General features: G+C 75.2%; 30 protein-coding genes and 1 riboswitch. Of the genes, 19 read left to right on the top strand and 11 right to left on the bottom strand.

From position 1 onward, the window contains the following. Positions 1-2: 2 nt before the first annotated feature. Positions 3-938 (bottom strand): L-lactate dehydrogenase, encoded by a 936-nt coding sequence (locus ECOMGDLI_RS06170; RefSeq protein WP_088315161.1) that lies wholly within the window; start codon positions 936-938, stop codon positions 3-5. A 30-nt stretch (positions 939-968) separates the two neighbouring features. Continuing rightward, positions 969-1,790, bottom strand: a complete 822-nt coding sequence (locus ECOMGDLI_RS06165) for a potassium channel family protein (protein ID WP_158220914.1) — start codon at positions 1,788-1,790, stop codon at positions 969-971. Between the two features lie 102 nt (positions 1,791-1,892). Here ECOMGDLI_RS06165 and ECOMGDLI_RS06160 point away from each other — a divergent pair, with 102 nt between their 5' ends. Next, on the top strand, positions 1,893-2,555 hold the full coding sequence (locus tag ECOMGDLI_RS06160) for a VOC family protein (RefSeq protein WP_088315157.1): 663 nt from the start codon (positions 1,893-1,895) through the stop codon (positions 2,553-2,555). A 271-nt stretch (positions 2,556-2,826) separates the two neighbouring features. Here the strand turns inward: ECOMGDLI_RS06160 and ECOMGDLI_RS06155 are convergent, their stop codons facing one another. Further along, the gene (locus tag ECOMGDLI_RS06155; protein ID WP_088315156.1) at positions 2,827-4,674 is read right to left on the bottom strand and encodes an HNH endonuclease signature motif containing protein; all 1,848 of its coding nucleotides are present in this window, start codon (positions 4,672-4,674) and stop codon (positions 2,827-2,829) included. Between the two features lie 159 nt (positions 4,675-4,833). Between ECOMGDLI_RS06155 and ECOMGDLI_RS06150 the strand changes: the two genes are divergently transcribed. Continuing rightward, positions 4,834-5,442: a hypothetical protein gene (locus tag ECOMGDLI_RS06150; protein WP_143447543.1), complete on the top strand. Its 609-nt coding sequence runs from the start codon at positions 4,834-4,836 to the stop codon at positions 5,440-5,442. A 74-nt stretch (positions 5,443-5,516) separates the two neighbouring features. Next, a complete protein-coding gene (locus ECOMGDLI_RS06145) occupies positions 5,517-6,185 on the top strand; it encodes a GNAT family N-acetyltransferase (protein WP_088315152.1) in 669 nt (222 codons plus the stop codon). A gap of 16 nt (positions 6,186-6,201) precedes the next feature. On the opposite strand, the gene ECOMGDLI_RS06140 is transcribed toward ECOMGDLI_RS06145, so the two are convergent. Continuing rightward, a complete protein-coding gene (locus ECOMGDLI_RS06140; protein WP_198954600.1) occupies positions 6,202-6,609 on the bottom strand; it encodes a hypothetical protein in 408 nt (135 codons plus the stop codon). A gap of 170 nt (positions 6,610-6,779) precedes the next feature. Further along, a riboswitch (FMN riboswitch) is annotated at positions 6,780-6,910 on the top strand. 160 nt (positions 6,911-7,070) lie between these two features. On the opposite strand from ECOMGDLI_RS06140, the gene ribD reads away from it, so the two are divergent. Genes ribD through ECOMGDLI_RS06100 form a run of 8 tightly spaced genes read left to right on the top strand, consistent with a single transcriptional unit; the run spans position 7,071 to position 13,019 of the window. Beyond that, positions 7,071-8,189, top strand: coding sequence for a bifunctional diaminohydroxyphosphoribosylaminopyrimidine deaminase/5-amino-6-(5-phosphoribosylamino)uracil reductase RibD (gene ribD, locus ECOMGDLI_RS06135; protein WP_088315150.1), 1,119 nt, complete (start codon positions 7,071-7,073; stop codon positions 8,187-8,189). Then, the gene (locus ECOMGDLI_RS06130; RefSeq protein ID WP_088315148.1) at positions 8,189-8,848 is read left to right on the top strand and encodes a riboflavin synthase; all 660 of its coding nucleotides are present in this window, start codon (positions 8,189-8,191) and stop codon (positions 8,846-8,848) included. Before ribD ends, ECOMGDLI_RS06130 begins: the two co-directional genes overlap by 1 nt. Continuing rightward, the gene (gene pnuC, locus ECOMGDLI_RS06125; RefSeq protein ID WP_088315145.1) at positions 8,845-9,534 is read left to right on the top strand and encodes a nicotinamide riboside transporter PnuC; all 690 of its coding nucleotides are present in this window, start codon (positions 8,845-8,847) and stop codon (positions 9,532-9,534) included. Before ECOMGDLI_RS06130 ends, pnuC begins: the two co-directional genes overlap by 4 nt. Continuing rightward, positions 9,534-10,859, top strand: a complete 1,326-nt coding sequence (gene ribB / locus ECOMGDLI_RS06120) for a 3,4-dihydroxy-2-butanone-4-phosphate synthase (protein ID WP_088315143.1) — start codon at positions 9,534-9,536, stop codon at positions 10,857-10,859. Before pnuC ends, ribB begins: the two co-directional genes overlap by 1 nt. Beyond that, entirely contained in the window at positions 10,856-11,335 is a 480-nt protein-coding gene (ribH, locus tag ECOMGDLI_RS06115; RefSeq protein WP_088315141.1) for a 6,7-dimethyl-8-ribityllumazine synthase, read from the top strand. Before ribB ends, ribH begins: the two co-directional genes overlap by 4 nt. Before the next feature lie 33 nt (positions 11,336-11,368). Next, positions 11,369-11,632 carry a phosphoribosyl-ATP diphosphatase gene (locus tag ECOMGDLI_RS06110; RefSeq protein WP_088315139.1) on the top strand — a complete coding sequence of 88 codons (264 nt, stop codon included), beginning with the start codon at positions 11,369-11,371 and terminating at the stop codon, positions 11,630-11,632. Positions 11,633-11,685: 53 nt separating this feature from the next. Next, positions 11,686-12,531 carry an ATP phosphoribosyltransferase gene (gene hisG / locus ECOMGDLI_RS06105; RefSeq protein ID WP_088315137.1) on the top strand — a complete coding sequence of 282 codons (846 nt, stop codon included), beginning with the start codon at positions 11,686-11,688 and terminating at the stop codon, positions 12,529-12,531. Then, positions 12,528-13,019 carry a PH domain-containing protein gene (locus ECOMGDLI_RS06100; protein WP_088315135.1) on the top strand — a complete coding sequence of 164 codons (492 nt, stop codon included), beginning with the start codon at positions 12,528-12,530 and terminating at the stop codon, positions 13,017-13,019. Before hisG ends, ECOMGDLI_RS06100 begins: the two co-directional genes overlap by 4 nt. Before the next feature lie 46 nt (positions 13,020-13,065). Here the strand turns inward: ECOMGDLI_RS06100 and ECOMGDLI_RS06095 are convergent, their stop codons facing one another. The 6 genes from ECOMGDLI_RS06095 to ECOMGDLI_RS06070 form a co-directional block, all read right to left on the bottom strand. Beyond that, the gene (locus ECOMGDLI_RS06095; protein WP_143447541.1) at positions 13,066-13,368 is read right to left on the bottom strand and encodes a hypothetical protein; all 303 of its coding nucleotides are present in this window, start codon (positions 13,366-13,368) and stop codon (positions 13,066-13,068) included. Between the two features lie 75 nt (positions 13,369-13,443). Next, positions 13,444-14,148, bottom strand: coding sequence for a DsbA family protein (locus tag ECOMGDLI_RS36705; protein WP_369812722.1), 705 nt, complete (start codon positions 14,146-14,148; stop codon positions 13,444-13,446). Positions 14,149-14,248: 100 nt separating this feature from the next. Further along, positions 14,249-14,795: MauE/DoxX family redox-associated membrane protein (locus ECOMGDLI_RS36700; protein WP_143447549.1), on the bottom strand; the 547-nt coding region annotated here is incomplete at its 3' end. Between the two features lie 139 nt (positions 14,796-14,934). Continuing rightward, positions 14,935-15,594, bottom strand: a complete 660-nt coding sequence (locus ECOMGDLI_RS06080; protein ID WP_088315127.1) for a hypothetical protein — start codon at positions 15,592-15,594, stop codon at positions 14,935-14,937. 149 nt (positions 15,595-15,743) lie between these two features. Beyond that, entirely contained in the window at positions 15,744-16,982 is a 1,239-nt protein-coding gene (locus tag ECOMGDLI_RS06075; protein ID WP_158220913.1) for a GNAT family N-acetyltransferase, read from the bottom strand. Positions 16,983-16,992: 10 nt separating this feature from the next. Further along, a complete protein-coding gene (locus ECOMGDLI_RS06070) occupies positions 16,993-17,634 on the bottom strand; it encodes a uridine kinase (protein WP_198954598.1) in 642 nt (213 codons plus the stop codon). Positions 17,635-17,658: 24 nt separating this feature from the next. Between ECOMGDLI_RS06070 and hisF the strand changes: the two genes are divergently transcribed. Beyond that, the gene (hisF, locus tag ECOMGDLI_RS06065) at positions 17,659-18,429 is read left to right on the top strand and encodes an imidazole glycerol phosphate synthase subunit HisF (RefSeq protein ID WP_088315123.1); all 771 of its coding nucleotides are present in this window, start codon (positions 17,659-17,661) and stop codon (positions 18,427-18,429) included. Positions 18,430-18,451: 22 nt separating this feature from the next. On the opposite strand, the gene ECOMGDLI_RS06060 is transcribed toward hisF, so the two are convergent. Continuing rightward, a complete protein-coding gene (locus tag ECOMGDLI_RS06060) occupies positions 18,452-19,084 on the bottom strand; it encodes a TIGR03085 family metal-binding protein (protein WP_088315121.1) in 633 nt (210 codons plus the stop codon). 64 nt (positions 19,085-19,148) lie between these two features. Between ECOMGDLI_RS06060 and ECOMGDLI_RS06055 the strand changes: the two genes are divergently transcribed. The 7 genes from ECOMGDLI_RS06055 to ECOMGDLI_RS06025 all read left to right on the top strand — a co-directional run bounded on the left by ECOMGDLI_RS06055 (position 19,149) and on the right by ECOMGDLI_RS06025 (position 26,349). After that, positions 19,149-21,089, top strand: a complete 1,941-nt coding sequence (locus ECOMGDLI_RS06055; protein WP_088315119.1) for an ABC transporter ATP-binding protein — start codon at positions 19,149-19,151, stop codon at positions 21,087-21,089. Then, positions 21,086-22,924 carry an ABC transporter ATP-binding protein gene (locus ECOMGDLI_RS06050; protein WP_088315117.1) on the top strand — a complete coding sequence of 613 codons (1,839 nt, stop codon included), beginning with the start codon at positions 21,086-21,088 and terminating at the stop codon, positions 22,922-22,924. The genes ECOMGDLI_RS06055 and ECOMGDLI_RS06050 overlap by 4 nt, the downstream gene beginning before the upstream one ends. Positions 22,925-22,978: 54 nt before the next feature. Further along, positions 22,979-23,356 carry a phosphoribosyl-AMP cyclohydrolase gene (gene hisI, locus ECOMGDLI_RS06045; protein WP_088315115.1) on the top strand — a complete coding sequence of 126 codons (378 nt, stop codon included), beginning with the start codon at positions 22,979-22,981 and terminating at the stop codon, positions 23,354-23,356. A 5-nt stretch (positions 23,357-23,361) separates the two neighbouring features. Next, on the top strand, positions 23,362-24,951 hold the full coding sequence (locus ECOMGDLI_RS06040; RefSeq protein ID WP_369812721.1) for an anthranilate synthase component I: 1,590 nt from the start codon (positions 23,362-23,364) through the stop codon (positions 24,949-24,951). Positions 24,952-24,953: 2 nt separating this feature from the next. After that, entirely contained in the window at positions 24,954-25,589 is a 636-nt protein-coding gene (locus tag ECOMGDLI_RS06035) for a Trp biosynthesis-associated membrane protein (protein WP_158220912.1), read from the top strand. A 71-nt stretch (positions 25,590-25,660) separates the two neighbouring features. After that, a complete protein-coding gene (locus ECOMGDLI_RS06030) occupies positions 25,661-25,891 on the top strand; it encodes an HGxxPAAW family protein (RefSeq protein WP_088315111.1) in 231 nt (76 codons plus the stop codon). A gap of 41 nt (positions 25,892-25,932) precedes the next feature. After that, on the top strand, positions 25,933-26,349 hold the full coding sequence (locus tag ECOMGDLI_RS06025) for a DUF2752 domain-containing protein (RefSeq protein WP_198954597.1): 417 nt from the start codon (positions 25,933-25,935) through the stop codon (positions 26,347-26,349). Positions 26,350-26,477 lie beyond the last annotated feature (128 nt).

Raw genomic sequence — 26,477 nt, 5'->3', positions numbered from 1 at the left:
GCCTACAGTCCCAGATCCTTGGCCACCGCCGCGACCGCCCCCGCCGAGGCGTGGAGCGCGTCGCTCTCGCCCGCGCCGAGCGGCGTGGGGAGCACGGCCTCGACGCCGTCGCGCCCCACGACCGACGGCATCGAGAGGCAGACCCCGCCGATCCCGTGCACGTCGTCGAGCATCGAGCTCACCGGGAGCACCCGGTTCTCGTCCTTGAGGACGGCCTCGAGGATGCGGGAGACGGCCAGCCCGATCGCCAGGCTCGTCGCGCCCTTGCCCGCGATGATCTCGTAGGCGGCGCCGACGACCCGCTCGTGGATCGCCGTCCGGGTCGCGGCGTCGAGGCGGCCGTTCGCGCCGTCCCAGTCGGTGACCGGGATGCCGCCGATCGTCGCGGTCGACCACAGCGGGACCTCGGAGTCGCCGTGCTCGCCGGCGATGTACGCGTGGACGTTCTGGACGGCGACGCCGGTGTGCTGCGCGATGAGGAACCGCAGCCGGGACGAGTCGAGCACCGTGCCCGAGCCGAAGACCCGGTTCGCCGGGAGGCCGGAGAACTTCAGCGCGGCCATCGTCACGACGTCCACCGGGTTCGTCACGACGAGCAGGTGCGCGGCCGGGGCGAGGTCGACGAGGCGCGGGACGAGCGTGCGGCACATCTCGACGTTCGCGGCCGCCAGGTCCAGCCGGGTCTGCCCCGGGTGCTGCTTGGCACCCGCGGTGATGACGACGACGTCGGCGTCGCGGCAGACCTCGAGGTCGTCGCCGCCGGTGATCTGCGCCATCGGCGTGAACTGCATGCCGTGGTTGAGGTCGAGCACCTCGGCACGGACCTTCTGCGGGTTCAGGTCGTACAGTGCGAGCTGCCGGCAGACGCCCCGGATCTGCGCCGCGTACGCGATGGCGGCGCCGACGGCGCCCGCCCCGATGATGGCTACTTTCGTCACACGTCGACCCTACGGGGCGCCGGGCCGCCGTCAGGACGTCGTCAGGACGACCTCGAAGCCGGCGTGCGTGCGCAGCGTCACGGGGCCGGTGTGGCCGGCCGGCAGCGAACCGTCGGGGGCGACGACGACGTGGACGGCGTGGAAGCCGTGGCGGCCCGACTCGCGGGTGATCCGGGCGAGGCGTTCGGGGGAGCCGGCCCCGAAGGTGAGCCGGCCCTGGATGCCGACGGGGGCGTCCCACGGGCGGACGGCGATCCGCAGGAGGACGGCGCCGGCGCGCCAGCCGATGCCGTCGTCCCCGGCCGCAGGGTGCCAGCCCAGACGCGCGAGCAGCCAGGTGAGGGAGTCGGCCGTGTCGGCATCGGCGACGCCGACGACGATCTCCTGGAGCGCGCCGCGGTGCGGGCCGGGGCGCCGTCCGCTCACCTCGGCCTCGACCTCCTCGACCTCCTCGCCGACGTGCTCGACCTGGTGCTCGACCTGCCGGACGGCCTCCTCGAGCCGGGTCGCGAGCCGGCCGGCGAACGCGTACGCGACGATCGCCGCGACGGCACCGATGATCGCGACCCCGGCGGCCATGATGCAGACCGCGACGAGCCGCCCGAGCAGGGTCACCGGGTAGTGCTCGCCGTACCCGACGGTCGTCAGGGTCGTCACCGCCCACCAGGCGGCGTCGCCCCAGTGCCGCAGGTTGGCGCCGGAGGCGTGCCGCTCGGCCAGCCAGACCAGGGTGCCGCCGGTGAGGACCACGGCCGTGGTGAAGACGGAGACGAGCGCACCCCAGCGCAGCAGGTGCTGCGTCCACGGCTGCTGCTGCTTGATGCGGGACTCTCCCGCGCGGGCCCGTCCCACGCTGGCATTGTCGGCGTCCGGCGGACCGACCGTGAGGGATCTACGACCTCTGCCGGTCGACGGACCGGGTGTCGACCCCGCGGGAACGGGCATAGTCGACGTATGGGTGCTCTCGTGCGCTGGAAGGACCTCGTCACCGACACGACCGACCCCGCCGGGACCGGCCGGTTCTGGGCCGGGCTGCTCGGGCGTGTCGTGACCCGCGACGAGGACGGCGACGTGCGCGTCGACGGCTCGTCGGACGCCGAGCGGATCTGGGTGGACCGGGTGCCGGAGCGCCGCACCGTGAAGGACCGCGTGCACCTCGACCTCACGGGCGACGTGGCCGCACTGCGCCGGACCGTCGAGCGGCTCGGCGGCCGGCACGTCGCCGACCGCGGTGGCTGGACCGTCGTCGCCGACCCGGAGGGCGGCGAGTTCTGCCTCTTCCCGGCGACGGAGGTGACGGGGCTCGTCGTCGACGCTCGGCGGCCGGTCGAGATCGCCCGCTGGTGGGCGGAGGCCTTCGGCGCCACGCCGCGGATCGGCCCGGACGGGCTGCCCCGGTGGCTCCCGCTGCCCGGCGCCCCGTTCGACGTCATGAAGTTCGTCGCGGTGGCCGAGCCGAAGACGGCGAAGAACCGCCGGCACTGGGACGTGTGGTGCGAGGACGTCCCGGCGCTCGTCGCGCGCGGTGCGACGGTGCTGCGGGAGCCGGACGACGAGATCGGCTGGACCGTGCTCGCGGACCCGGAGGGCAACGAGTTCTGCGCGTTCACGCCGTAGGGCGGCTCCCTGCGGACGTCCTCGAGGTGTCAGCCCTCCGCGGAGTCGACGCCTCAGGGGAGATCGAGACGGTCGATGCGCGCCAACGCTCCGCTGGTTCGGCCGGCGATGCAGATCGCGACGGTGGTGCCGGGCCCCCGGAGCCGCTGGTGCTGTTCCTGACCGCCTGGCCCGTCAGCCGCACGTCAAGGGGCCCGCGCCAGGCACTCACAAACCTCTCGGGCCGGCAGCCGAGCGGGCCTTCTCAGGGGTTGACGTCTCATGCGGGGCGCTAGAACGGTGGCGGCTCTTCGTACGCGGCACCAGCGACAGGCTGCCTCGATCCGTCTGCTCGCGGTGTTGCCAGCGGGGCGTGGGGGAGTGCGGTGTAGGCGCGTCCGGTGCGGGTGGTCCAGGTCGTCGTGCCGGGCGGGTCACCGGGACGGTTGCGTTGCTCTGGGACGAGCAGCCCGGCGGTCTTGAGCCGGTGGCAGGTGCGGCAGAGCGGACGCACGTTGCACTCGCATGTGGGTCCGCCGTCTGCGAAGGGCTTCTGGTGGTCCGCGTCGCATCGCCAGGCGGCCTTGCTGCACCAGGGTGTGCTGCACGTGGGGTGTGCGTGCTCGACCAGGAGTTTCAACCGGTCACTGGCGATGTAGCCGGGGGTGAAGGTGTTCTTGCCGACGCCGAGGACGGTGCCGTGCTGCCCGTCGACCACGAGGCAGCGGAAGACGCCGTTGGTGACGAGGTCGCGGATCGCGTCGGCGGGGATCGGGCCGTAGCCCTGCAGGGTTCCGGGGGCGTCGATGAGACCCATCAGGGTCTCGGCGGACACGGTGACGTTGACGGTGACCCGGACGTCGGGCCAGGTGGTGGTGAACCACTGCGGCGCCGACGGTTCTTGGGTGCCGTCGATCGGGTTGCCGCCCGTGTCAGGTGCCACGGCGGGTGTCGTGGTCGGTGTCGACGTGGTGGTGCCGGTGCGGATGCAGCCGGCGGGGATCGGGAGGGTGTCGGCGGGGACGGGCAGGTAGCCGCTGGTGCAGCCGGTGACGAACAGGTCATGGCGGAGCTGGTCCAGGGTGCGTGAGTCACCGTTGGCCCGCAGGTACCGGGCAGCGGCGTCCAACCCGTTGTACGCGGCCGTGATCGCCTCGCCGGGGCCCACGGCGGTGAACAGGGCGCCACCGTCGTCGGTGGTCTGGATGCTCACCCGGCGCCCCTTGCGGTTCCTCGTGCGTCGCTTGGCCTCGGCGTCGGCGTCGACCGCCAGGATCGCGGCGGTGAGGGCGTTCTCGAACCGGCGGATGCCGCCGTCCAGGACACCGCGGGTCGCGTACAGCATCGCCTCGACCGTCTGCGCGTTCTCGGCGGTCAGGTCCCGGGTGCGGGACAGGACCAGCCGCAGCCTGGCCCAGTCGAGCCGGCCCTGCTCCAGGGCCTGCGCCGTGAGCGGCAGCTTCTTGTCGATGACGAGCACGGCCGCGGCCTCGATCCGGGACGCGGCCATCCCGACGGTGATCCCGGCGGCGGCGGCGAGCTCGGTGGCGACCGCGCTGTCGACCAGGACGTCCTGGTCGTCCATGAGCAGCCGCCCGGACCGGGTCCGGCGCGGCAGTGACGGGGTCCGCCCCGCCCACGCGGTGACGACCTGCGCGGCCGCGGCGACCTCGAGCGCGAGCGCGTGGTTCGCGACCCGCCGCGCGGCCGCGAACGCCGAGATCGCGCCGTCCTGCAGCTCGTCGACGAACCCCACCGTCCCGGCCTGCTCCGGCGTCCAGGCCGCGGCCCCACCGAGGACCTGCACCGCCGCACGCAACGCCCCGACCCCGGGTGCACCGTCGAGCACCGCCCGCCGCGCCAGCGCGTCCCGCCGGGCGTCAGCAGCCACCAGATCGTAGAGTGCCGCCAGCTCGGCGTCCCAGTCCCGCTGCGCCGCAACAGGATCCGCCCACCACTCGTCGACCAACCGCCCCGCGTGCACGTCAGCGAGCGCGCGCTGCAGGTCCTCCTCGCCGCCCGGGCAGTCCGTGAGATCGACTGCCGTCAGGCGGATCTCGCCATCGAGCGGGTCGGGCGGCAGGTCGTCGTCGCCCAGCCTGTCCGCATCGTCCGACGGTCTCGGGAGCCCCTGAGTCATGATCCGATCCTACCGAAGACAACACCCTATGTCGAACATCAGTTCGAACCAAACTCGTTCTGCTGCAACGGATGTCTGCTGGCCGCCCTGACCGGCCATGAGCCTGCCCTTGCGGAGGTATCGTCCTGAGATCGGTGACCAAGCAAGGGGTGAAGACCCGTGACGGCGACCGCTGGTGAAGTGAGCCTGGCCTGGGACCGCCATCCCAGCGCAACCCGCCGCGGCACGGTCCTGATGCTCCCGGGCCGGGCCTACACCTGCGAGATGCCGTTGCTGGCATGGGCGACCCGCGTGCTCCAGGGCGCCGGCTGGACGGTCTTCCACGCTCGGTGGGCGTTGCCCTCCCTTCCGGAACGGCCGCGCGACGTCGTCGAGGGTGTCCTCCGTGAGTTCGAGACCGTGCACAAGGAGGCCGGCCCCGTTCTGGTCGTCGCGAAGTCGCTGGGCACGTTGGCCGCGCATCGTGCGGCCGAACGCCGTTACCCGGCCATCTGGTTGACGCCCGTCCTGCGGGCGACCGGACTGCATCCGCTGGCCGCCGAGAGCGAGGCGCTGGCGAGCCGGCTCCGCGACTACCCGGGCCCGAACCTGGTCGTCGGCGGGACGGCCGACGACCTGTGGCTGAGCGGCTTCCGAGGAACGGGCACGGTCGTCGAGCTGCCCGACGCCGATCATGGGCTGGAGGCGGCGGACTGGCAGACCTCCTTCCGGAATCACGAACGCGCGCTGCTGGCCGTGCAGCGCTTCGTGACCGCGCTGCCGGAGTAGCGGCGTCCATGGTCGTGAGAGACCGAACCGGAAACCGGGTTGGGAGAACGCCGACCGGCTCCTAGCGTGAAGCCATGGACCCCGCACTCGTCACCCTCTGGCCGATCTTCGGCCTCCGCGTCCGGCTCGGCGACCTCGAGCTCGGACCGGTGAGCGACGACGACCTGCCGGAGCTGATCGCGCTCGTCCTCGACGGCGTCCACGACAAGGACCGCATGCCGTTCTCGATGCCGTGGACCGACGCCCCGGCCGACGAGCTCCCGGCGAACTACCTGCGCCACTACTGGGAGGTGCGCGGCCGGACGACGCCCGACCGCTGGTCGATCGACCTGGTCGTCCGGCGCGGTGGCGAGGTCGTCGGCATCCAGGGGGTCAGCACGCAGGACTTCCTCGTGACCCGCACCGGCGAGACCGGGTCGTGGCTCGGCCGGCGCTTCCAGGGCCAGGGGATCGGCACCCGGATGCGGCAGGCGATGTGCACCCTCGCCTTCGACCACCTCGGATTCGAGGAGGTCACGTCGGCGGCGTTCCTCGACAACCCGGCGTCGCTCGGGGTGAGCCGCAAGGTCGGCTACGTGCCGAACGGCGACGTCCGGATGAAGCGCCGCCCCGGCGAGTGCGCCGTCAACCGCGGCCTGCTGCTCACCCCCGAGGCGTTCGTACGCCCGGCGACGCCCGTCGAGGTCGAGGGCGCGGCCGCCGTCCGGCGCTTCCTCGGCATCGACGCCGCCGTGGACGGGTAGGCCCGCACGCCCTGCGTCAGGCGGACGACGTCCCCCAGGACGGCGCGACGGCCCAGCCCTCGTCGGCCCGGTCCGGGGTCGCGACCGGCAGGTCCCGCGCCACCAGCCGGACCCGGGCGGCGGGCACCGTGCCGGGCACGTACTGGTACCCGTTCCCGTTGTCCTCCAACGCCGCGACGTCGACGTCCTCGACCTGCCAGACGTCGACCGGGCCACCGGTGTTGTTCATCCGCACGAACCACTGCGCCTCGTGCCGCCCGCGAGCGACGAAGACGCCGTCGGCCTCCGGTCGGCTGCTGCCGGCGATCCCCGGCGCAGCTCCCATCCTCGACGCGTCGAGCCCGTGCCGCCGGATCGACGCCCGGTTGAGCGTCGACGACACGTGGAAGTGGTCGGTCGGCCCGCCGTCCCGGTCCTCGATCACGTCGGCGACCGTACGGGCCGCCCCCGGACAGAGGCACCACCTTTTCGGCACCACGTTCACGGCGCCGCCGACGGCATTCCCGCCCGCGGCGCCACGAACGTCACAGCCCGCTCCCAGCCGGGTGGGTCTGTCCTTCCGGCCCCCGCTGTGCATACTGTGAGGCGTTACGCACGCGTGCTCCGGGGTCGGTGAAAATCCGAACCGGCGGTGACAGTCCGCGACCCGACCGCAGCCAGCGGCCGGTTGACCCGGTGGAACTCCGGGACCGACGGTGAGAGTCCGGATGGGAGGCAGCACGCACGGCGGCGACGTCCGTGCAGGTCATCGACCTGCGCAGGCGTCGGTGCCGCGTGACGACGTGTCGAGAGCCCGGCCACCACGGCGGAGCCCTCACGACCGCCGTCGCACCACCCGGAGCCCGTGCCCGAGCACCACCGGCACGAGGCAGGAGGGTCCTGGCGATGGCGAGCCCCACCGAGGTCGCGGCCATGCGTCGCGCCCTGGCGTTCGCCGCGCGCGGCCCCGCCGGCGGCGCGAACCCCCAGGTCGGCTGCGTGATCCTCGACCGCACCGGCGGTGTCGCGGGGGAGGGCTGGCACCGCGGTGCCGGCACCCCGCACGCCGAGGTCGACGCCCTCGCCCGGGCGGGCGGCGCCGCGCGCGGCGGGACGGCGGTCGTCACGCTCGAGCCGTGCACGCACACCGGCCGCACCGGCCCGTGCAGCCAGGCCCTCATCGACGCCGGGATCGCCCGCGTCGTCGTCGGCGCCTCCGACCCGAACCCGGACGCCGCGGGCGGCGCGAGCGTGCTGCGCGCCGCCGGCCTGGACGTCGAGGAGCACGTCCTCGCCGCCGACGCCGAGGCGCTCAACCGGCGCTGGCTGCACGCCGTCCGCACCGGCCGCCCGTTCGTCACGTGGAAGTTCGCCGGCACCCTCGACGGTCGCAGCGCCGCCGCCGACGGCTCGAGCCGCTGGATCACCAACCCGGCGTCCCGGGCCGACGTGCACGCCCGCCGCGCCGAGACCGGTGCGGTCGTCGTCGGCACCGGCACGGTCCTCGCCGACGACCCGCACCTCACCGTCCGGGACGCCGACGGCCGCCCCGTCGGCCGCCAGCCGCTGCGCGTCGTCGTCGGCCACACCGACGTCCCGCCCGGTGCGCGCGTCCTCGACGACGCGGCGCCGACGCTGCACCTGCGCACCCGCGACCCGCACGAGGTGCTCGCGGCGCTGGCCGCCCGCGAGGTGCGCCACGTCTGGCTCGAGGGCGGGCCGACGCTGGCCGCCGCGTTCCTCGCCGCCGGCGCCGTCGACGAGGTGCTCGCGTACGTCGCGCCGGCCCTGCTCGGCTCCGGTGCGAGCGCCGTCGGCGACCTCGGCATCCGGAGCATCGCGGACGTCGTCCGGCTCGACGTCACGGACGTCGCCGTGCTCGACGGCGACGTCCGCATCACCGCCGTCCCCGTCGTCGTCGGACCGCGGACGGCAGCACCCGAGAGCACCACCACGGACGCCGCGGCCGGGACCGCCGCGACGCCGTCCACGCCTCCCCAGGTCCCTGCGGAAGTGAGTGCCTGATGTTCACCGGGATCGTCGAGGAGCTCGGCGAGGTGGTCGGCCTGGAGCCGGGTGCCGAGTCGGCGCGGATCACCGTGCGCGGCCCCCTCGTCACGAGCGACGCCTTCCACGGCGCCTCGATCGCCGTCAACGGCATCTGCCTGACCGTCATCGAGCAGGACGGCGACACGTTCACCGCCGACGTCATGCTCGAGACCCTGCGCCGGACGTCGCTCGCGGGCCTGCGCCCGGGCACGCCGGTCAACCTGGAGCGGCCCATGCGGGCGGACGGCCGGTTCGGCGGCCACGTCGTCCAGGGCCACGTCGACGGCGTCGGCACGGTCGTCGAGCGGGTGCCGGGCGACCGCTGGGAGGTCGTGCGGATCGCCGTCCCCGACACCCTCGCGCGCTACGTCGTCGAGAAGGGCTCCGTCGCCGTCGACGGCATCTCGCTGACCGTCGCGTCGGTCGACGACGCGTGGGAGGCCCCCGCCGGCGCGGCGCTGCCGGACGGCGGTACGGCGACCACGTTCACGGTCTCGCTCATCCCGGAGACCCTCGCCCGGACGACCCTCGGCCGCCGGGCGCCCGGCGAGGTCGTCAACCTCGAGGTCGACGTGCTCGCGAAGTACGTCGAGCGGATGCTCGCGCGCCCCGCGAGCACGGAGGTGCCGGCGTGAGCGGCTTCGCGGAGGTCGTCGACACCGCGCTCAACCAGACGCTGACGATCGCCGGCCACGACATCCTCTGGCGCGAGATCGTCGGCAACTCGTTCGGCCTGGCGAGCGCGATCGGCGGGATGCGCCGCCGGGTCTGGGCCTGGCCGGTCGGCATCGTCGGCAACGTCCTGCTCTTCACGGTCTTCCTCGGCGCGGCCTTCAACACGCCGCAGGGCGAGAACCTGCTCGGCCAGGCCGCCCGCCAGGTCATGTTCGTCGTCGTCTCCGCCTACGGCTGGGTCCGGTGGACGCGCAGCCGGCACGACGGCGGCTCGCCGGTCACCCCGCGCTGGGCGACGTGGCGCGAGCGCGCCGCGCTCGTCGTCGTCGCCGCGGTGCTCGTCGGCGTGCTCACCCCCGTCTTCAGCGCCCTCGGCTCGTTCCCGCCGGTCTGGGCCGACGCCTGGATCTTCACCGGCTCGCTCCTCGCGACGTACGCGATGGCGCGCGGCTGGGTCGACTTCTGGCTCGTCTGGGTCGCCGTGGACGCCGTCGGGGTGCCGCTGCTCCTGCGTGCCCAGCTGTACCCGTCGGCGGTGCTCTACCTCGTCTACGGCGCCTTCGTCGTCTGGGGCTTCTTCGTGTGGGCCAAGGCGTCGCGCCAGGAGCAGACCGTCGCCGACCCGAGCTACCAGGAGGTGGCGTGATGACCGCCGAGCAGAGCGTCGCGGAGACGTCCGTGCAGCACGAGGCGCCGGACGCCGTCCGGCTCGACCCCGTCGAGGCCGCGATCGCCGCGATCCGGGACGGGCTGCCGGTCCTCGTCGTCGACGACGAGGACCGCGAGAACGAGGGCGACGTCATCATGGCGGCGGCGCACGCGACGCCGCGCTGGATCGCCTGGACCGTCCGGCACACCTCGGGAGTGCTCTGCGCGCCGATGCCGGACGACCTCGCCGACACCCTCGGCCTGCCGCCGATGGTCGCCGTCAACGAGGACGCGAAGGGGACGGCGTACACCGTCTCCGTCGACGCCCGGCACGGCGTCAGCACGGGCATCAGCGCCGCCGACCGGGCGACGACGCTGCGGGCGCTGGCCGACCCGGCGACGACCGCCGGCGACCTCACCCGCCCCGGCCACGTGTTCCCGCTGCGGGCCCGGCCCGGTGGCGTCCTCGAGCGGCCCGGGCACACCGAGGCCGCCGTCGACCTCTGCCGGCTCGCCGGCGTCGCCCCGGTGGGGGTCATCGCGGAGGTCGTCGACGACGACGGCGGGATGACCCGGCTGCCCGGCCTGCGGACCCTCGCCGACGAGTTCGGCCTGCCGCTGGTGAGCATCGCGGACCTCGCCGAGTACCGCCGCCGCCACGAGGACGTCGCCCAGCTGCTCTCCCGGCTGCCCGCGCGCGAGCCCGGCCGGGCCCGGGTGCGGCGCGACTCGACGACGACCCTGCCGACCCGGTTCGGCACGTTCACCGCGCACGGCTACCGCGACCTGCTCACCGGCGCCGAGCACGTGGCGCTCGTCGCGCCGACGTCGGACGGCGCCCCGCTCGTCCGGGTGCACTCCGAGTGCCTCACCGGCGACGGCTTCGGCTCGCTGCGCTGCGACTGCGGTCCGCAGCTCGCCGCGTCGCTGCGCGCGATCGGCGAGGACGGCGGTGCCGTGGTCTACCTGCGCGGCCACGAGGGCCGCGGGATCGGCCTGCTCGCCAAGCTCACGGCGTACGCGCTGCAGGACCTCGGGCACGACACGGTCTCCGCGAACGTCGAGCAGGGCCTGCCCGTCGACGCGCGGGAGTACGGCGCCGCCGCCGCGATCGTGCGTGATCTGGGCTACAGCGCGGTGCGACTTCTGACGAACAACCCGGAGAAGGTCGACGGCCTGCGCGCCCACGGCGTGGAGGTCCGGGTCCGGGTACCGCTCCTCGTGGGCGCGTCCGAGCACAACCGGGCGTACCTGCGGACCAAGGCGGACCGGATGGGGCACGTGCTCGAACCTGTCGGCGACGAGGCTGGAGGGCTGCGATGAGCGGCGAAGGTGCACCGACGACCCTGGCGGACGGTTCCGCGCTGCGGGTCGCGATCGTCCACGCCTCCTGGCACTCCGAGATCATGGGCGGGCTCCTGGCGGGGGCGCGGCGCGGCCTCGAGGACTGCCAGGTCGACGAGGTCGTCGTCGTCAACGTGCCGGGCACGTTCGAGCTCGCGGTGGCCGCCCAGCGGCTCGCGAGCCACGGGTTCGACGCCGTCGTCGCGCTCGGCGTCGTCGTCCGCGGCGGGACGCCGCACTTCGACTACGTCTGCCAGGCCGCGACCGTCGGGCTCACCGAGGTCAGCGTGAAGACCGGGGTGCCCGTCGGGTTCGGCGTCCTCACGTGCGACACGGTGGAGCAGGCCTTCGAGCGGTCCGGGCTGCCCGGGTCGAAGGAGGACAAGGGGTACGAGGCGGCCACCGCGGCCGTCACGACCGCCGTCACGCTCTACCGCCTCACCGGCCGCCCGTAGCGGCGCGCCCGGCGTGCCCTAGCCTTGGCGGACGTGAAGACCTTCGAGGCCCTGTTCGCCGAGCTCAGCGAGAAGGCGGTGACCCGCCCGGCCGGCTCCGGCACGGTCGCGGCCCTCGACGCCGGCGTGCACACGATCGGCAAGAAGATCGTCGAGGAGGCCGCCGAGGTCTGGATGGCCGCCGAGCACGAGGGCCGGGAGCGCACCGCCGAGGAGATCTCGCAGCTGCTCTACCACCTCCAGGTGCTCATGGTGGCGTCCGGTCTCACCCTCGAGGACGTCTACAAGCATCTGTGACGGCGTCGCCCCCGACCCGTCCCTGCACCCCGCCGTATCCGGAAGGTCCTGCCATGCTCCGCGTCGCCGTCCCGAACAAGGGTGCCCTCTCCGAGGAGGCCTCGGAGATGCTCCGCGAGGCCGGCTACAAGCAGCGCCGGGACCACCGCGAGCTCGTCCTCGTCGACGCCGCGAACGACGTCGAGTTCTTCTTCCTGCGCCCGCGCGACATCGCGCTCTACGTCGGCGCGGGCACCCTCGACGTCGGCGTGACCGGCCGGGACCTGCTCCTGGACTCCGGGGCGGACGCCGAGGAGGTCGTCCCGCTCGGGTTCGGCGGCTCGACGTTCCGGTTCGCCGCCAGGGCGGGGACGGCGTCGGCCGTCGGCGACCTCGAGGGCCGGCGGATCGCGACGAGCTACGCGGGGATCGTCGAGGCGCACCTGCGCGAGCACGGGGTTACCGCCGCCGTCGTCCGGCTCGACGGTGCGGTCGAGACGGCCGTCCGGCTCGGCGTCGCCGACGTCATCGCGGACGTCGTCGAGACCGGGTCGACGCTGCGCGCCGCCGGGCTCGAGATCTTCGGGGAGCCGATCCTGCGCTCCGAGGCGGTCCTCGTCCGCCGCACCGGGGCCGGCCAGGACGACGCCGTCGACGTCCTCGTCCGCCGGCTGCAGGGCGTCCTCGTGGCCCGGCAGTACGTGCTCATGGACTACGACGTCCGCGTCGAGCACGTCGAGAACGCCTGCGCGATCACGCCGGGGCTGGAGTCGCCGACGGTGTCGCCGCTCCACGACAAGGGCTGGGTCGCCGTCCGCGCGATGGTGCCGCGGACCCGGACGAACCAGGTCATGGACGACCTGTACGCCCTCGGCGCCCGGGCCATCCTCGTCACCGGCATCCACGCGTGCCGGCTGTGAGCGGCGCGCAGGTCCCCGCGGGCTCCGACGGCCAGGAGGCGGCCAGGCTGCACCTGCCCTTCCGCTCGGTGCGCGGCCGCCGGGTCGCGACGGGGGTCGCGGTCGCGCAGGGGCTCGTCTTCGCGCTCCTCGCGTTCGGGCTGCCGAGCCGCGAGGGCTTCCAGCTCGCCTGGTACGACCGCGTCGGGTTCCTCGCCGTCGCGGCCGCGGTCGGGTGGGTGCTCTCCCGCTTCGCGCTCGTGGCCGCCGTGCCCGCGCAGGACGGTCTCGCCGTCCGCAACCTCACGACCCGGCGTGACCTCGAGTGGGCGCAGGTCGTCGACGTCCGGTTCGGGGACGGCGACCCGTGGGTCACGCTCGACCTGTCGGACGGCGACACGCTCGCCGTCATGGCGATCCAGCGGGCGGACGGCGCCCACGGCCGGGCCGAGGCGAGCCGGCTCGCGACGCTCGTCGCCCTCCACAGCCGCACCGAGCGCGACGACTGACGTTCCCGTCGCGGCGAGGTCTCAGGCCGTCCAGCCGAGCCAGGCGTCACCGGCGGAGACGACCGCCACCCACGTGAGCAGCGCGACGAGCGGCACCACGAGCACGAACAGGCCGCGCCGCGAGCACGAGCAGCACCCCGCCGAGGACGAACCACCAGACGGCGAGCAGGGCCACGGCCCAGCCCGGGGCGAGCAGCCCCGACGCCGCGTAGGGGACGGCCATGACGAGGTGCATCCCGATCGCGACGGCCGTGACGAGCGCCGGCACCCAGCGCCGCCACGACGGCTGCGCGAGGGCCGCGGGCAGCGGGACCCGGACGTCCGGCGGCCGGTCGGGATCGTGCGTCACGCGGGCCAGCATGCCGCTGCCGCGGGCCCGGGACCAGTCCCGGCACCCGCGGCAGCGGTCGCGCGGAGCGGGACCTCAGGCGGCGGCCTTCTGGACGGCCGCGGCGAGAGCGGTCGGCGACCAGTCCTTGAGCTGCGTGCCGTTGACGAGGATCGTCGGCGTCCCCGTGTACTTCGCCGTGAAGAAGGCGTCGGTGACCTTCGCCGTCCAGCCCTTGAACTTCCCCTGCGAGAGCGCCGTCTGCACGGCGGCGGTGTCGCCGCCCGCCTGACCCGCGAGCTCGACGAGCTTGGCGTCGTCCAGCCCCGCGGAGCCCTCGGCCGGCTGGTTCGCGAAGAGCAGCTTGTGGAAGGCCGGGAACGCCGACGGCGTCTTGTCGACGACCGCGGCAGCGGCGACGAGGGCCCGGGTCGAGTACCCGGTCGTCGACTGCTCGTCGAGGAACGCGATCGGCCGGTACTCGACCTTCACCGTGCCGTCCGCGATCCACTTCTCGATCTGCGTCGCGTTCGCCTCCTCGAACGAGGCGCACGCCGGGCACTGGAAGTCCTCGTACGTCGTGATGGTGACCTTCGCGCCGCCGTCGCCCACGACGATCCCGCCGTCGGCGTTGACGTTCGCGGGCGGTGCCTCGGCGGCGGCCTGCGCGACGGCCTGGTTGTGCGTCGCAGTGCGGACGAGGACGGTGGCCCCGACGGCCACGGCGAGGACGGCGAGGACCGCCGCCAGGACGAGGGTGTTGCGCTTGCGGGTCTCCTGCCGGGCGGCCTGCGCGCGCATCTCGGCGGACTTCTCGCGGGCGCTCTTCGCGGTACGGGCGTTCGTCACTTCGTGCTCCGGGTGGTCGAGGTGGTGGTCGAGGTGGTGGTCGAGGTGGTGNTGGTGGTCGTGGGGGTGGACGCGACGGGCCCGGGGGCCGGCAGCGGCTCGGGGGTCAGGCCGAGCAGCCCGTCGACGGAGAACCGGCTGCGCGGGCTCAGCGTGAGCAGCACGGCGGCCCCGAGGAACAGCAGGTCGCGGAAGATGTCGCGGACGTAGCCGGGGACCGGGTCCGGGACGGCGTTGCCCGTGTTGCCGAAGCAGCCGCAGTCGATGGCCAGGCCGCGCGCCCAGGCGGACGCGATACCGCCGAGAAACACGATCATGAGGACGGCGGTCGCGGCCCCGGCGATCCGGGTGCCGAGGCCCAGCACGAGCAGCAGCGCGAGCACGAGCTCGACCATCGGCAGCCCGTACGCGAAGGGCCGCACGAGCCCCTCGGGGAGGATCTGGAACGCCCGCACGCTGCGGACGGTGCCCTCGGCGTCGAGGAGCTTGGGCCAGCCGGCGACGGCGAGGACGCCGGCGAGGAACAGCCGGGCGGCGGTGGACAGCCAGGGCTGCCACGTCGGCCGCCCCGCCGCGAGGCGGGTGGTGAGGGTGGTCATGAGGACTCCGTACCGGGCGGTGCCCGGTGGTCGTGGTTCGGTGGACGGCGCACCTGCGGTCGCCGCGCGGGGCGGCGGGCGGTGCGGGGGACGCGCCGGGGCGCGGGGGCGGCCGGTCGGCCGCGAGGTCGGACGACGCTCAGACGGTGACGGGCGGGCCGCGCCGACGCAGCGGCGCCGGGCCGTCGAGCCGGGCGAGCACGGGCCGCTCGTCGTCCGCCGGGAGCGTGCGGTGCGACGCGACCGGGACGAGCGCGACCCGGGCGGGCAGGGCCGGCACGACGACGGCGACGAGGTCGGCGACCGTCGCGGCGAGGGTCTCGCCGACGACCACGAGCCGGGCCGCGAGAGCGCCGAGCGCGACGTGGCCGGCGACGACGGCGACGCCGGTGAGGACGGCGCCGACGAGGGCCGTGAGGGTCGGGCCCGCGGCGAGCGTGCCGGGGGCGCAGACGGCGTCCGCCCGGAGCATCGCGAGGTGCAGGCCCGCCTGGGCGCCGCGGCCGACCGCCGGCAGACAGCCCGCTCCGGCGCCGCCGGGGGCCGTCAGCGCGAGGAGGGTGTGACCGGCGACCTGGGCGGTGACGACGACGGTCGCCAGCCGGAAGCGGCCGCCGGCCGGGACGAGCAGCGTCACGAGCCCGGCGAGCGCGGCGACGGCGGCGAGGCCGGTCGCCCCGGGCAGCTGCCCGCGGGTCAGGAGGTGGGCGGCCACGACGGCCGGGGTGACGAGGGCGGCGACCACGACGGCGCGCGCGACCCGGTGAGGGGCGCTCGGATCGGTCGTGGACGCCGGCACGCGCTCACCATACGTCGGCCACATGTGTGCTCGATCGGCACCGAGGGCCCGTCACCTGACCGTGTTCGCACTCCGGAACGGGTCTCCCGGCCGGATCGGACCGGGGCCAGGGACCAAGGTCACCCGAGCGCCCCGGCGATCGTGCCGGTTCAGAAGATCGTGCCCGAGTACGGCGGCTCGGCCGTCCGGAGCAGCGCTGCCAGCCCGTCGAGGGCGCCGGCGGCGTGCTCGACGGCCAGGCCCGCCCAGCCGGCGGCGCGCAGGTCGCCGCCGCCGAGCCAGACGCCCGAGAGCACCCCGACCGGCAGCGTCACGCCGGCGGCCGCGCCCGGCGTCCGGGTGCAGACCCCGCGACCGTCGTCCCCGACCTCGAGCGTGTACGTGCCCGCCGCCCAGCCGCCCGCCGGGTCGACGACCTCGAGGACCGCCGTCCCCGGGCGCTCGTAGCGGCGGGCCGACAGCGCCGCCGCCGGGTCGAGCAGGCGGTGCCACTGGAAGTCGAGCAGCGGCCCGAGCCGGACGGCGCGGACGTCGGTGAGCAGCCCGGGCAGCGCCTCGTCCACCGGGCGCTCGCCGGCCTTCACCGTCTTCACGAGGTCGAGCTCGGCGAGGTAGCGCCACAGGGCCACGTAGGCCTGCGGCGTCGCGGCCCGCAGCTCGTCGAGGTGGACGACCGTCTCGATCGAGCGCTCCTGCCAGTCCTCCTTGACCCGGTAGCCGAGGAACCCGGTCGGGGTGCCGTCGTCCGCGGTGTGGACGACGTGGTGCCGCAGCGGCGGGGTGTCGCCGGGCATCGTCGCGAGGCCGAAGTAGGAGTCCCACCAGTGCGGGAAGTGGTCGATCTCGCCCGGGCGGCGGGCCGCCGCGAAGACGGCCTCGGCGACCTCCCGGGCCCGGGCGCCGGGCACGACGTCGACCCGGCCCGCCCGCGGCGCGCTGGGGTGCACGTGCGCGCGCCGGACGTCGACCTCGACGGACGCCGTCCGGGTCGCGACGCCGTAGCCGTACCGGCCGTAGATGACGCCCTCGGAGGCGAAGAGGATCGCGACCGGGACGCCGCGGTCGGCGGCCGCGGCGAGGTCGTCGTGCATGAGCCGGGTGAGGACGCCGCGGCGCCGGTGCGTCGGGCGCACGGTGACCGTGCTCACGGCGTCCGCGACGACGCTGCCGCCGGGGACGGTGAGGGTCGTGTCCCAGGACCGGAACGTGCCGACGCACAGATCGCCGTCGAACGCGCCCGTGAGGCGCTGGTCGACGTAGAACGGCCGCCGGGCGTCGACCCGCTCCGCCGTCACGGGATGGTCGTCGTGGAAGACGAACGCGACGTTCTCGAGGTAGCTCGTCAGGGCGGGGGAGGCGGGGTCCACGGTCCGGAAGTCCAGGCTCACCCCGCAGACGCTAGTCGGGCGGGTCGCCGCCGCCCACCGAGTTCCGCGGGCCGCGCTCGAGCACGAGGTCGGCCCGGGCCCGGGTGCCCTCGCGGGCGAAGTGGGCCCGCTCCTGGGCCGCCCAGCGCTCCCAGTACGGGGCGTACGTCGCACCGTCGCGCGCCAGCGCCCGCTCGCGGCGCCAGGCGGGCGGCCCGTCGAGCCACACGAGGAGCGACAGGTAGGGCGCGCAGGCGCGGGCGCCGCAGCCCGCCCCCTCGACGACGAGCAGCGGCGCCGCGGGGACGGCGACCGCCGCGCCGTCGGTGCCGGCGGCCCAGTCCCAGCGCCGGTAGCCCGCCGGACGACCGCTCGCGAGCGGTGCGAGGACGCCGTCGACGAGCCGCGGGACGACGGCGTCCAGGCCGTCCCAGCCGGGGTAGAGGTCGTCGAGGTGGACGACGGGCACGGCGGTGCCCTCGCCGAGCCCGCGGGCGAGCAGGTCCGCGAACGTCGTCTTGCCGGCGCCGCTCGGCCCGTCGACCCCGACGACGACCGGCGCGGCCGTCGTCGGCAGCGCCGCGACGAGCGCGCGGACGGCGGCCACGGTCGCGACGGCCGCGCCGTCGGTCCCGACCTCGCCGGCACCCGGGATCCGCGTCGCGTCGTCCACGGGCCGCAGCCTAGGCTGAAGTCCATGCCGGTCGCCGTCCGCGTCATCCCGTGCCTCGACGTCGACGCCGGGCGCGTCGTCAAGGGCGTGAACTTCGCCGACCTGCGCGACGCCGGCGACCCCGTCGAGCTCGCCCGCCGCTACGACGCCGAGGGCGCCGACGAGCTGACCTTCCTCGACGTGACCGCCTCCGCCGACAGCCGGGCGACGACCTACGAGGTCGTGAGCCGCACCGCGGAGGAGGTCTTCATCCCGCTCACCGTCGGTGGCGGCGTCCGGACCGTCGACGACGTCGACCGGCTGCTGCGCGCGGGCGCCGACAAGGTGGGCGTCAACACCGCGGCGATCGCGCGGCCCGAGCTCGTCGCGGAGGTCGCCGACCGGTTCGGCGCCCAGGTGCTCGTGCTGTCCGTCGACGCGCGGCGCTGCCCGCCCGGGACGTCGACGCCGTCCGGGTACGAGGTGACGACCCACGGCGGCCGCCGGGGCACCGGGATCGACGCCGTCGAGTGGGCGCACCGGGCCGCCGAGCTCGGGGCGGGGGAGATCCTGCTCAACTCGATGGACGCCGACGGCACGAAGGCGGGCTTCGACCTCGAGATGCTCCGCGAGGTCCGGGCCCGGGTCACCGTGCCGCTCATCGCGAGCGGCGGCGCGGGCGCCGTCGAGCACTTCGCGCCGGCCGTCGCCGCCGGCGCGGACGCCGTGCTCGCGGCGAGCGTCTTCCACTTCGGCCAGCTGACCATCGGCGAGGTCAAGGCCGCGATGGCCGCCGCGGGCGTCGTCGTCCGGTAGGCCGTACCGGCGGCCGCGGCGGTCAGATCCCGAGCGGGGTGCCCTCGAACGTCCGGACGGCGTCCGGGTCGCCGTTGACGGTCACCCGGGCGTGCGTCGTCCGGCCGAAGGCGTAGAGCACGAGCTCGCCCGGTTCGCCGGTGAGCGTCACCGACGGCTGCTTGCCCACGGCGACGTGCTGCCGGCCGTCCGGTGTGGCGAGGACGACACCGACCCGGCTCTTGCGGAAGAACATCCGCGCCCGGACCGTGACGACCTTCCACAGCGCGTCCTGCAGACCGGCGTCCAGGTCGCGCGGCGCCCAGCCCGGCCGGGCCCGGCGGACGTCCTCGCAGTGCACGAAGTGCTCGGTGAGGTTCGCCGCGGAGTCCGCGCCGGGCAGCGAGAACGCCGACAGCAGCGGCGGCCCGGTCTCGACGAGCCGGACGAGCTCGGCGTAGTCCTTCGCCGCGTAGCCGCGCCGGACCCGCTCGGTCCAGCCGCTGAACGGCCCGAGCACGAGACCCGGGCCGCTGTCGGCCCGCCGCTCCCGGGCGACGAGGTGCGCCGCCAGGTCGCGCGCCGTCCAGCCCTCGCAGAGGGTGGGGGCGTCGGGCCCGGCGCTCCGGAGCGCCTCGACGAGCGCGGCACGTTCGCGGCTGGCGTAGGAAGGCACGGTGCGGATCCTCGCACGCGGGCGGCGGGATGCGAACCGGCCGTGAGATGGTTGAAGTCATCCCATGACCTTGCACGGCGTCCGTCGCCCGTGCCCACGAAGGAGTGCCGTGCCCGCCGACGACCTGTCCGGTGACCCGAGCGGGACCCCGGACCGTCGCGACGTCGTCCGCCGGGGTCTGCGCGTCGTCGGCCGCGGCATCCGCGACGAACCGGTGATCTTCGGGATCGCCGTCCTCGGCAGTGCCGTCTACGGCGCCGGGACGGCGGGCAGCGGCTACGTGCTCGGTCGGGTCACCGACTCGGTCATCGCCCCGGCGTTCGCGGCCGGCCGGGTCACCGGCGCCCAGGTCTGGGACGCCGCGGGCCCGATCGCGCTCGTCGCGCTGCTCACCGCCGTCGGGGTCGTCACCCGGCGCGCCGCGGGCGGCATCACGATGTACCGGCTCCAGGCCCGCTACCGGCGTGCGGTGACCCGGCAGTACCTGCGGCTGCCGCTGTCGTGGCACCACCGCCACCCCGCCGGCCAGCTGCTGTCGAACGCGAACGCCGACGTCGAGGCGACCTGGGGCGTCTTCGCACCGCTGCCGATGTCGCTCGGCGTCGCCGTCATGCTCGCGGTCGCCGGCGTCGCGATGGTCGCCGCCGACCCGGTGCTCGCCGGCGTCGGGCTGCTCGTCATCCCCGCGCTCATGGCGGCGAACATCGTCTACCAGCGCCGGATGAGCCCGCTCGTCATGCGGGCCCAGGCGCTGCGGGCGGACGTGTCGTCGGTCGCCCACGAGAGCTTCGAGGGCGCGCTCGTCGTCAAGACGCTCGGTCGCGAGGACGCCGAGACCCGCCGCTTCGCCACGACCGCCGACGCCCTGCGCGACGCGAACGTCGCCGTCGGCCGCACGCGCGGCACGTTCGACCCGGTCATCGAGGGCCTGCCGACGCTCGGCGTGCTCGCGGTCCTCGCGGTCGGCACGTGGCGCGTGCGCTCCGGCGCGATCGTCACCGGGGACGTCGTCCAGGTCGCCTACCTGCTCTCGCTCGTCTCGTTCCCGGTCCGGGCGCTCGGCTGGGTGCTCGGCGAGCTGCCCCGCACCGTCGTCGGCTGGGAGCGGGTGAGCTCGGTGCTCGACGCGGGCGACGGGATGGCCTACGGCGAGGCCGAGCCCCGGCCCGCGTCGGCAGGCCCGGCGGCCCTCGCGGTCGCGGGTGCCGGCTACGCGCACGTCGGACCGGACGGCGATGACGTGCCGGTGCTCTTCGACGTCACCCTCGACGTCGTGGCCGGGCGCACCGTCGCCGTCGTCGGGCCGACCGGCTCGGGCAAGTCGACGCTCGCCGGGCTGCTCGTGCGGCTCGTCGACCCGCGCTCGGGCGAGGTGCTCCTCGACGGCGTCGACGTCCGGACGCTGCGCCGCGGCGGGGTCGCCGAGGCCGCCGCGCTCGTGCCGCAGAGCACCTTCGTCTTCGACGACACGGTCCGCGGCAACGTCGACCTCACCGGGGCGCTCACCGACGACGACGTGTGGGCCGCGCTGCGGCTGGCCCGCGCCGACGGGTTCGTCGCCGCCCTCCCGAGCGGCCTCGACACCCGCGTCGGCGAGCGCGGGGCGTCGCTGTCCGGCGGGCAGCGGCAGCGGCTCGCGCTCGCCCGGGCGCTCGTCCGGCGGCCCCGGCTGCTGCTGCTCGACGACGCGACGTCCGCCGTCGACCCGCGCGTCGAGGCGCAGATCCTCGAGGGCCTGCGCGGGGCGGGGGAGAGCGCGACGGTCGTCGTCGTCGCCTACCGGATGGCGACGATCTCGCTCGCCGACGAGGTGGTCTTCCTCGAGCACGGCCGGGTCGCGGCCCGCGGCACCCACACCGAGCTGCTCGCCTCGACCCCCGGCTACCGCAGCCTCGTCACCGCCTACGAGCGGGACGCCGCGGAGCGCGCCGCGTTCCGCGAGCACGGCACGACGCCCGACACCGGCCCCGAGCAGGCGGACGTCGCGCCGCAGGAGATCTCATGAGCACCACCGACCGGGTGAGCGGCACCGCGCGGGCCGCGACCGGCTCCCACGACTCGAGCACGATCGCGACGGCGTCCGGGCGCGGCGTCGTCGCCACCGTGCGGCGCGGGCTCGAGGTGTCGCCCGAGATCACCCGCGGCGTCCGGGTGACGCTGCTCGTGGCCCTGGTCTCGACGGCCGGCAAGGTCGTCGTCCCGATCGCCGTCCAGCAGACCATCGACCGCGGCATCAACGGCCCGGCCGGCCCGCGGCCGGGGCTCGTGGTGGGGCTGGCGGTGGCCGCCGCCGTCGGCGTCCTGCTGACCGGGGTCTCGTCGTACGTCGCGAACCTGCGGATCTTCCGGGCCACCGAGGCGGGCCTCGCGACGTTGCGGACGAAGGCCTTCCGGCACGTCCACGACCTGTCGGTGCTGAGCCAGAACGCGGAGCGGCGCGGCGCCCTCGTCTCGCGCGTGACGAGCGACGTCGACACGATCTCGACGTTCATCCAGTTCGGCGGCCTGCTCCTCGTGCTGTCGACCGGCCAGCTCCTCGTGGCGACCGTCCTCATGGCCGTCTACTCGTGGCAGCTCGCGCTGCTCGTGTGGGGCTGCTTCCTCCCGCTGTTCTTCGCCTTCCGCCCGCTGCAGCGGCTCGTCTCCCGCGCCTACGCGCAGGTCCGGGTGCGGGTCGGGGACATGCTCGGCGCGATCTCGGAGTCCGTCGTCGGTGCGGACACGATCCGTGCGTACGGCGTCGAGGGGCGCACCCAGGAGCGGATCGACGCCGCGGTCGGCGCGCACGCCAAGGTGGCGATGCGCGCCCAGGTGCTCGTCGCCGCGAGCTTCACCGGCGGCGTCCTCGTCTCCGGGCTCGTCGTCGCGGCCGTCGTCGCGGTCGGCCTGCTCACCGGCGTCGGCGGGTCGCTGACCCTCGGCGAGCTGCTCGCCTTCCTCTTCCTCGTGCAGCTGTTCACCGGGCCGGTCCAGATGGGCACCGAGGTCCTCAACGAGCTGCAGAACGCGACGGCCGGCTGGCGCCGCGTGCTCGCCGTCCTCGACACGACCGCCGACGTCGCCGACCCGGGGGAGCGCGGCGTCGCCCTGCCCCGCGGCCCGATCGAGTGCCGCTTCGAGGACGTGTGGTTCTCCTACCCCGGCGGCGAGCCGGTGCTCAAGGGGATCACCCTCGAGCTCCCGCCGCGGGCCCGGGTCGCCGTCGTCGGCGAGACCGGCTCCGGCAAGACGACGCTCGCCAAGCTGCTCACCCGGCTCGCCGACCCGCAGCAGGGCCGCGTGCTCCTCGACGGCGTCGACCTGCGCGACGTGCGCTTCTCGTCGCTGCGCGAGCGGGTCGTCCTCGTGCCGCAGGAGGGGTTCCTCCTCGACGACACCCTCGCGGCGAACATCGCCTGGGGCGCCCACGGCGCGGACGACGCGGCGGTGCGGCTCGCGCTCACCGAGCTCGGCCTGCTCGACTGGGCGCTCGGCCTGCCGCACGGCCTCGCCACCGAGGTCGGCCAGCGCGGCGAGTCGCTCTCGGCGGGGGAGCGCCAGCTCGTCGCGCTCGCCCGGGCCTACCTCGCCGACCCCGACCTGCTCGTCCTCGACGAGGCGACGTCCGCGGTCGACCCCGCGACCGAGGTGCGGATCCAGCGTGCCCTCGACGGCGTCACCCAGGGCCGCACGTCGGTCGCCATCGCGCACCGGATGAGCACTGCCGAGGCCGCCGACCTCGTCGTCGTCGTCGACGCCGGCGAGGTCCTCGACGTCGGCCCGCACCACGAGCTGCTCACCCGCTGCGGGGTCTACCAGCGGCTCCACGCGAGCTGGCGCGCCCAGCAGCGCGCCGCCTGACCCGGCTCCCCGGCCGGGGTCCGGGCGCCCGGCCCGATACGGGAGGATGTGCGCGTGCCCCGGATCACCGACCCCGCGCTCGACCCTGCCGTCGCGGCCCGCCTCAAGCGGGACGCCGACGGCCTCGTCTGCGCCGTCGCCCAGCAGCACGACACCCGCGAGGTGCTCATGGTCGGCTGGATGGACGACGAGGCCCTGCACCGCACCCTGACGACCGGCCGCGTCACGTTCTGGAGCCGGTCCCGGCAGGAGTACTGGCGCAAGGGCGACACGTCCGGGCACGCCATGTTCGTCCGCGGCGTCGCGCTCGACTGCGACGGGGACGCCCTGCTGCTCACCGTCGACCAGGTCGGCGGCGCCTGCCACACCGGGGACCGCACGTGCTTCGACGCCGGGACCCTCGAGACCTCGACGGAAGGAACCGCCCAGTGAGCGACGTGACCGAGGCCGTCACCGAGCCTGCGCCGCACGAGGTCCCCGACCTGTCGCTCGGCTCGACGTGGCCGAGCCTGGAGACCTTCCGGGTGCTCGCGCGGGACCGCCGGGTCATCCCGGTCGTCCGCCGGTTCCTCGCGGACGGCGAGACGCCGATCGGGGTCTACCGCAAGCTCTCCGACGACCGGCCCGGCAGCTTCCTCCTGGAGTCCGCCGAGCACGGGATGTGGTCGCGCTGGTCCATCGTCGGGGCGGCGTCCCGGGCGACGCTCACCGCGCGGGACGGGCGGGCGACCTGGCTCGGGGAGCCGCCGGTCGGCGTCCCGACGGACGGCGACCCGCTCCTCGCGCTGCGGGACACCGTCGCGGCGCTGTCGGCGCCGCGGCTGCCCGGGCTGCCGCCGCTGACCGGCGGCATGGTCGGGTTCCTCTCCTGGGACGTCGTGCGGCGCTGGGAGCGGCTGCCCGACACGACGACCGACGAGCTGGGCGTCCCCGAGCTGTCGATGAGCCTCGCGACCGACCTCGCCGTGCTGGACCACAGCGACGGCACCGTCCTGCTCGTCGCGAACGCGGTGAACTACGACGCGACCGACGACCGGGTCGACGAGGCCTGGGCGGACGCCGTCGCGCGCCTCGACGCGATGACGCACCGGCTCGCGCAGCCCGCCGCCAGCACCGTCGCCGTGCACGCCGCGGTCGGCGGCGCCGGGGCCGACGTGCCCGGCGTGCAGGGCCGCAGCAGCCGCGAGGAGTACGTGTCGGCGGTGCTCGAGGGCAAGGAGGCGATCCGCGACGGCGAGGTGTTCCAGGTCGTCCTCGCGCAGCGGTTCGACCTCGACTGCCCGGCCGACGCGCTCGACGTCTACCGGGTGCTGCGGGCGTCGAACCCGAGCCCCTACATGTACCTGTACCGGACGACCGACCCGGCCGGCCGCCGGCTCGACGTCGTCGGCTCGAGCCCCGAGGCGCTCGTCAAGGTCCGCGACGGCCGGGTCATCACGCACCCGATCGCCGGCACCCGGCCGCGCGGCGGGACGGTCGCCGAGGACGCCGCGCTCGCCGACGAGCTCCTCGCCGACACCAAGGAGCGCGCCGAGCACCTCATGCTCGTCGACCTCTCGCGCAACGACCTCGGCCGGGTCTGCGTCGCCGGGTCGGTCGAGGTCGTCGACTTCATGGAGGTCGAGCGCTACAGCCACGTCATGCACCTCGTCTCCACCGTCGAGGGCGACCTCGCCCCGGGACGGACGGCGTACGACGTGCTCCAGGCGACCTTCCCGGCCGGGACGCTCTCGGGCGCCCCGAAGCCGCGTGCCATGGAGATCATCGACAAGCTCGAACCGGTCCGGCGCGGGCTCTACGGCGGCGTCGTCGGCTACCTCGACGTGGCCGGCGACATGGACTTCGCCATCGCGATCCGGACGGCGCTGCTCGCCGACGGCGTCGCGTACGTCCAGGCGGGCGCGGGGATCGTCGCGGACTCGGTGCCGGAGCGCGAGGACGAGGAGTGCCGGAACAAGGCGGCCGCCGTCCTGCGGGCCGTCGCCACGGCGTCCACCCTCCGCGCGGCCGGCGACGCAGAGGCCTGACGGTGCGCTCGTCGAAGGGCGCCGCGGCCCTGCTCGTCGTGCTCGGCGGCCTGCTCGCGATCCTCGCGGGCGGCCGCACGTGGCTCTCGGTGACACCCGTCGGGGCGACGGTGTCCGCGGTGAACGGAGCGATCCCGGTCTCCGGCCGGGAGGCGGCGCCCGCCGGGTCGGCCCTCGGGCTCGTGGCGCTCGCCGGCGCCGTCGCGCTGCTCACGTCCGGCCTCCTCGTCCGGTACGTCGTCGCGGTGCTGCTCGCGCTGTGCGGCGCGGGCCTGGTCGCCGTCCCGATGTCCGCGCGCGCCGACGGCTTCGCGGGCGCCGCGGCCGACGCCGTGGCCCGGGCCACCGGGGCCCGGATCACCGACGGCGGCGGCTTCACCGCGTCGACGACGGTCTGGCCCTCGGTGTGCGCCGCGGCCGGGCTGCTCGTGCTCGCCGGGGCCGTCGTCGCGCTCCTGCGGGCGCGGACGTGGGCCGGGCCGTCGCGGCGCTACGAGGTGCCGGCCGTCGCGGGGACCGCCGCGCCGGCGGGCGCCGCGGGTGCCGGCGCGGCGACCGCGCGGGACCGTGCCTACGACGCCTGGGACGCCCTGTCCGAGGGCGGCGACCCGACGGCGGACGACGCGCCGCGGCCGTGACACGTCACGCCCGCGGTGCGGCACCGCGCCCGGGCAACCTGGCACAATGGCCGCGACCCGGGAGGAGAACCATGACCGACAGCCAGGCGACCACGCCGGTGCGCGACTACGAGCACGACCACGGGAACAGCGTCGCGGCCTGGACGGGTGTGGCCCTCATCATGCTCGGCTTCCTCGTCGCCTCGATCGGCGTCGGCATCCTCAGCCTCTGGGTGAGCATCGCCGGCGGTGTCGTCGTCGTCATCGGCGCTGCCGCATGGAAGGTGCTGTCCTCCATGGGGTACGGCGCCGGTACCCACTGACGCAGCCCCCGACGTCCCTCGTGCAGCCGCTGACGAGAACGGTGGGCCGCTCGTCGCGACGCCTGCTCGCCCCCTGGGGGCTGGCGGGCGTCGTCGTCGCGGCGACGGTCGCCCTCCGGGTCCGTGACCCGCACGCCGGCGGCTGGGGGACCTGCCCCTTCCTCGCGCTCACGGGGCTGCCGTGCCCGGTGTGCGGAGGGCTGCGCGCCGTCAACGACCTCACCCACGGGGACGTCGTCGGTGCGCTCTCGAGCAACCTGCTCGTCGTCGCGATGCTGCCGGTCGCCGCGGTGTGGTGGGTGCGGTGGCTCCGCCGCTGCGCCGACGCCCCCGAGGGCACGGGGGCGGCCGCCGTGCTGCCGGCCCCGTCGCCGCGTGCGACGTGGGTGACGTTCGTCCTCGTCCTCGCCTTCGGAGTCGTCCGCTGGCTGCCCGGCGCTGCGTGGCTGGCCCCCTGACGCGGCGCTGATCGCTAGGCTCGGCGCACCTGCGCACAGACACACCCACGAGAGGTCAGGACGTGACGAACGACCCCGGCACCACCGGTACCCCCGGCGAGGACGAGGACGAACGTCACCCACGTCGC

The sequence above is a fragment of the Kineosporia sp. R_H_3 genome, from assembly GCF_002198675.1.
In the GTDB taxonomy this organism is placed as follows: domain Bacteria; phylum Actinomycetota; class Actinomycetes; order Actinomycetales; family Kineosporiaceae; genus R-H-3.
The sequence above is the reverse complement of the archived record's forward strand: the minus strand, read 5'-3'. Positions and strand labels throughout refer to the sequence as shown.

Excerpts from the sequence above, each read along its gene's own strand:
- ribD (WP_088315150.1), top strand. The coding sequence starts at position 7,071 with ATGGCGAGCCCCACCGAGGTCGCGGCCATGCGTCGCGCCCTGGCGTTC.
- ECOMGDLI_RS36705 (WP_369812722.1), bottom strand. The coding sequence starts at position 14,148 with ATGCGCGCGCAGGCCGCCCGGCAGGAGACCCGCAAGCGCAACACCCTC.
- ECOMGDLI_RS06145 (WP_088315152.1), top strand. The coding sequence starts at position 5,517 with ATGGACCCCGCACTCGTCACCCTCTGGCCGATCTTCGGCCTCCGCGTC.
- ECOMGDLI_RS06130 (WP_088315148.1), top strand. The coding sequence starts at position 8,189 with ATGTTCACCGGGATCGTCGAGGAGCTCGGCGAGGTGGTCGGCCTGGAG.
- ECOMGDLI_RS06160 (WP_088315157.1), top strand. The coding sequence starts at position 1,893 with ATGGGTGCTCTCGTGCGCTGGAAGGACCTCGTCACCGACACGACCGAC.
- ECOMGDLI_RS06030 (WP_088315111.1), top strand. The coding sequence starts at position 25,661 with ATGACCGACAGCCAGGCGACCACGCCGGTGCGCGACTACGAGCACGAC.
- ECOMGDLI_RS06055 (WP_088315119.1), top strand. The coding sequence starts at position 19,149 with ATGACCTTGCACGGCGTCCGTCGCCCGTGCCCACGAAGGAGTGCCGTG.
- ribB (WP_088315143.1), top strand. The coding sequence starts at position 9,534 with ATGACCGCCGAGCAGAGCGTCGCGGAGACGTCCGTGCAGCACGAGGCG.
- hisF (WP_088315123.1), top strand. The coding sequence starts at position 17,659 with ATGCCGGTCGCCGTCCGCGTCATCCCGTGCCTCGACGTCGACGCCGGG.
- ECOMGDLI_RS06050 (WP_088315117.1), top strand. The coding sequence starts at position 21,086 with ATGAGCACCACCGACCGGGTGAGCGGCACCGCGCGGGCCGCGACCGGC.
- hisG (WP_088315137.1), top strand. The coding sequence starts at position 11,686 with ATGCTCCGCGTCGCCGTCCCGAACAAGGGTGCCCTCTCCGAGGAGGCC.
- ECOMGDLI_RS06155 (WP_088315156.1), bottom strand. The coding sequence starts at position 4,674 with ATGACTCAGGGGCTCCCGAGACCGTCGGACGATGCGGACAGGCTGGGC.
- ribH (WP_088315141.1), top strand. The coding sequence starts at position 10,856 with ATGAGCGGCGAAGGTGCACCGACGACCCTGGCGGACGGTTCCGCGCTG.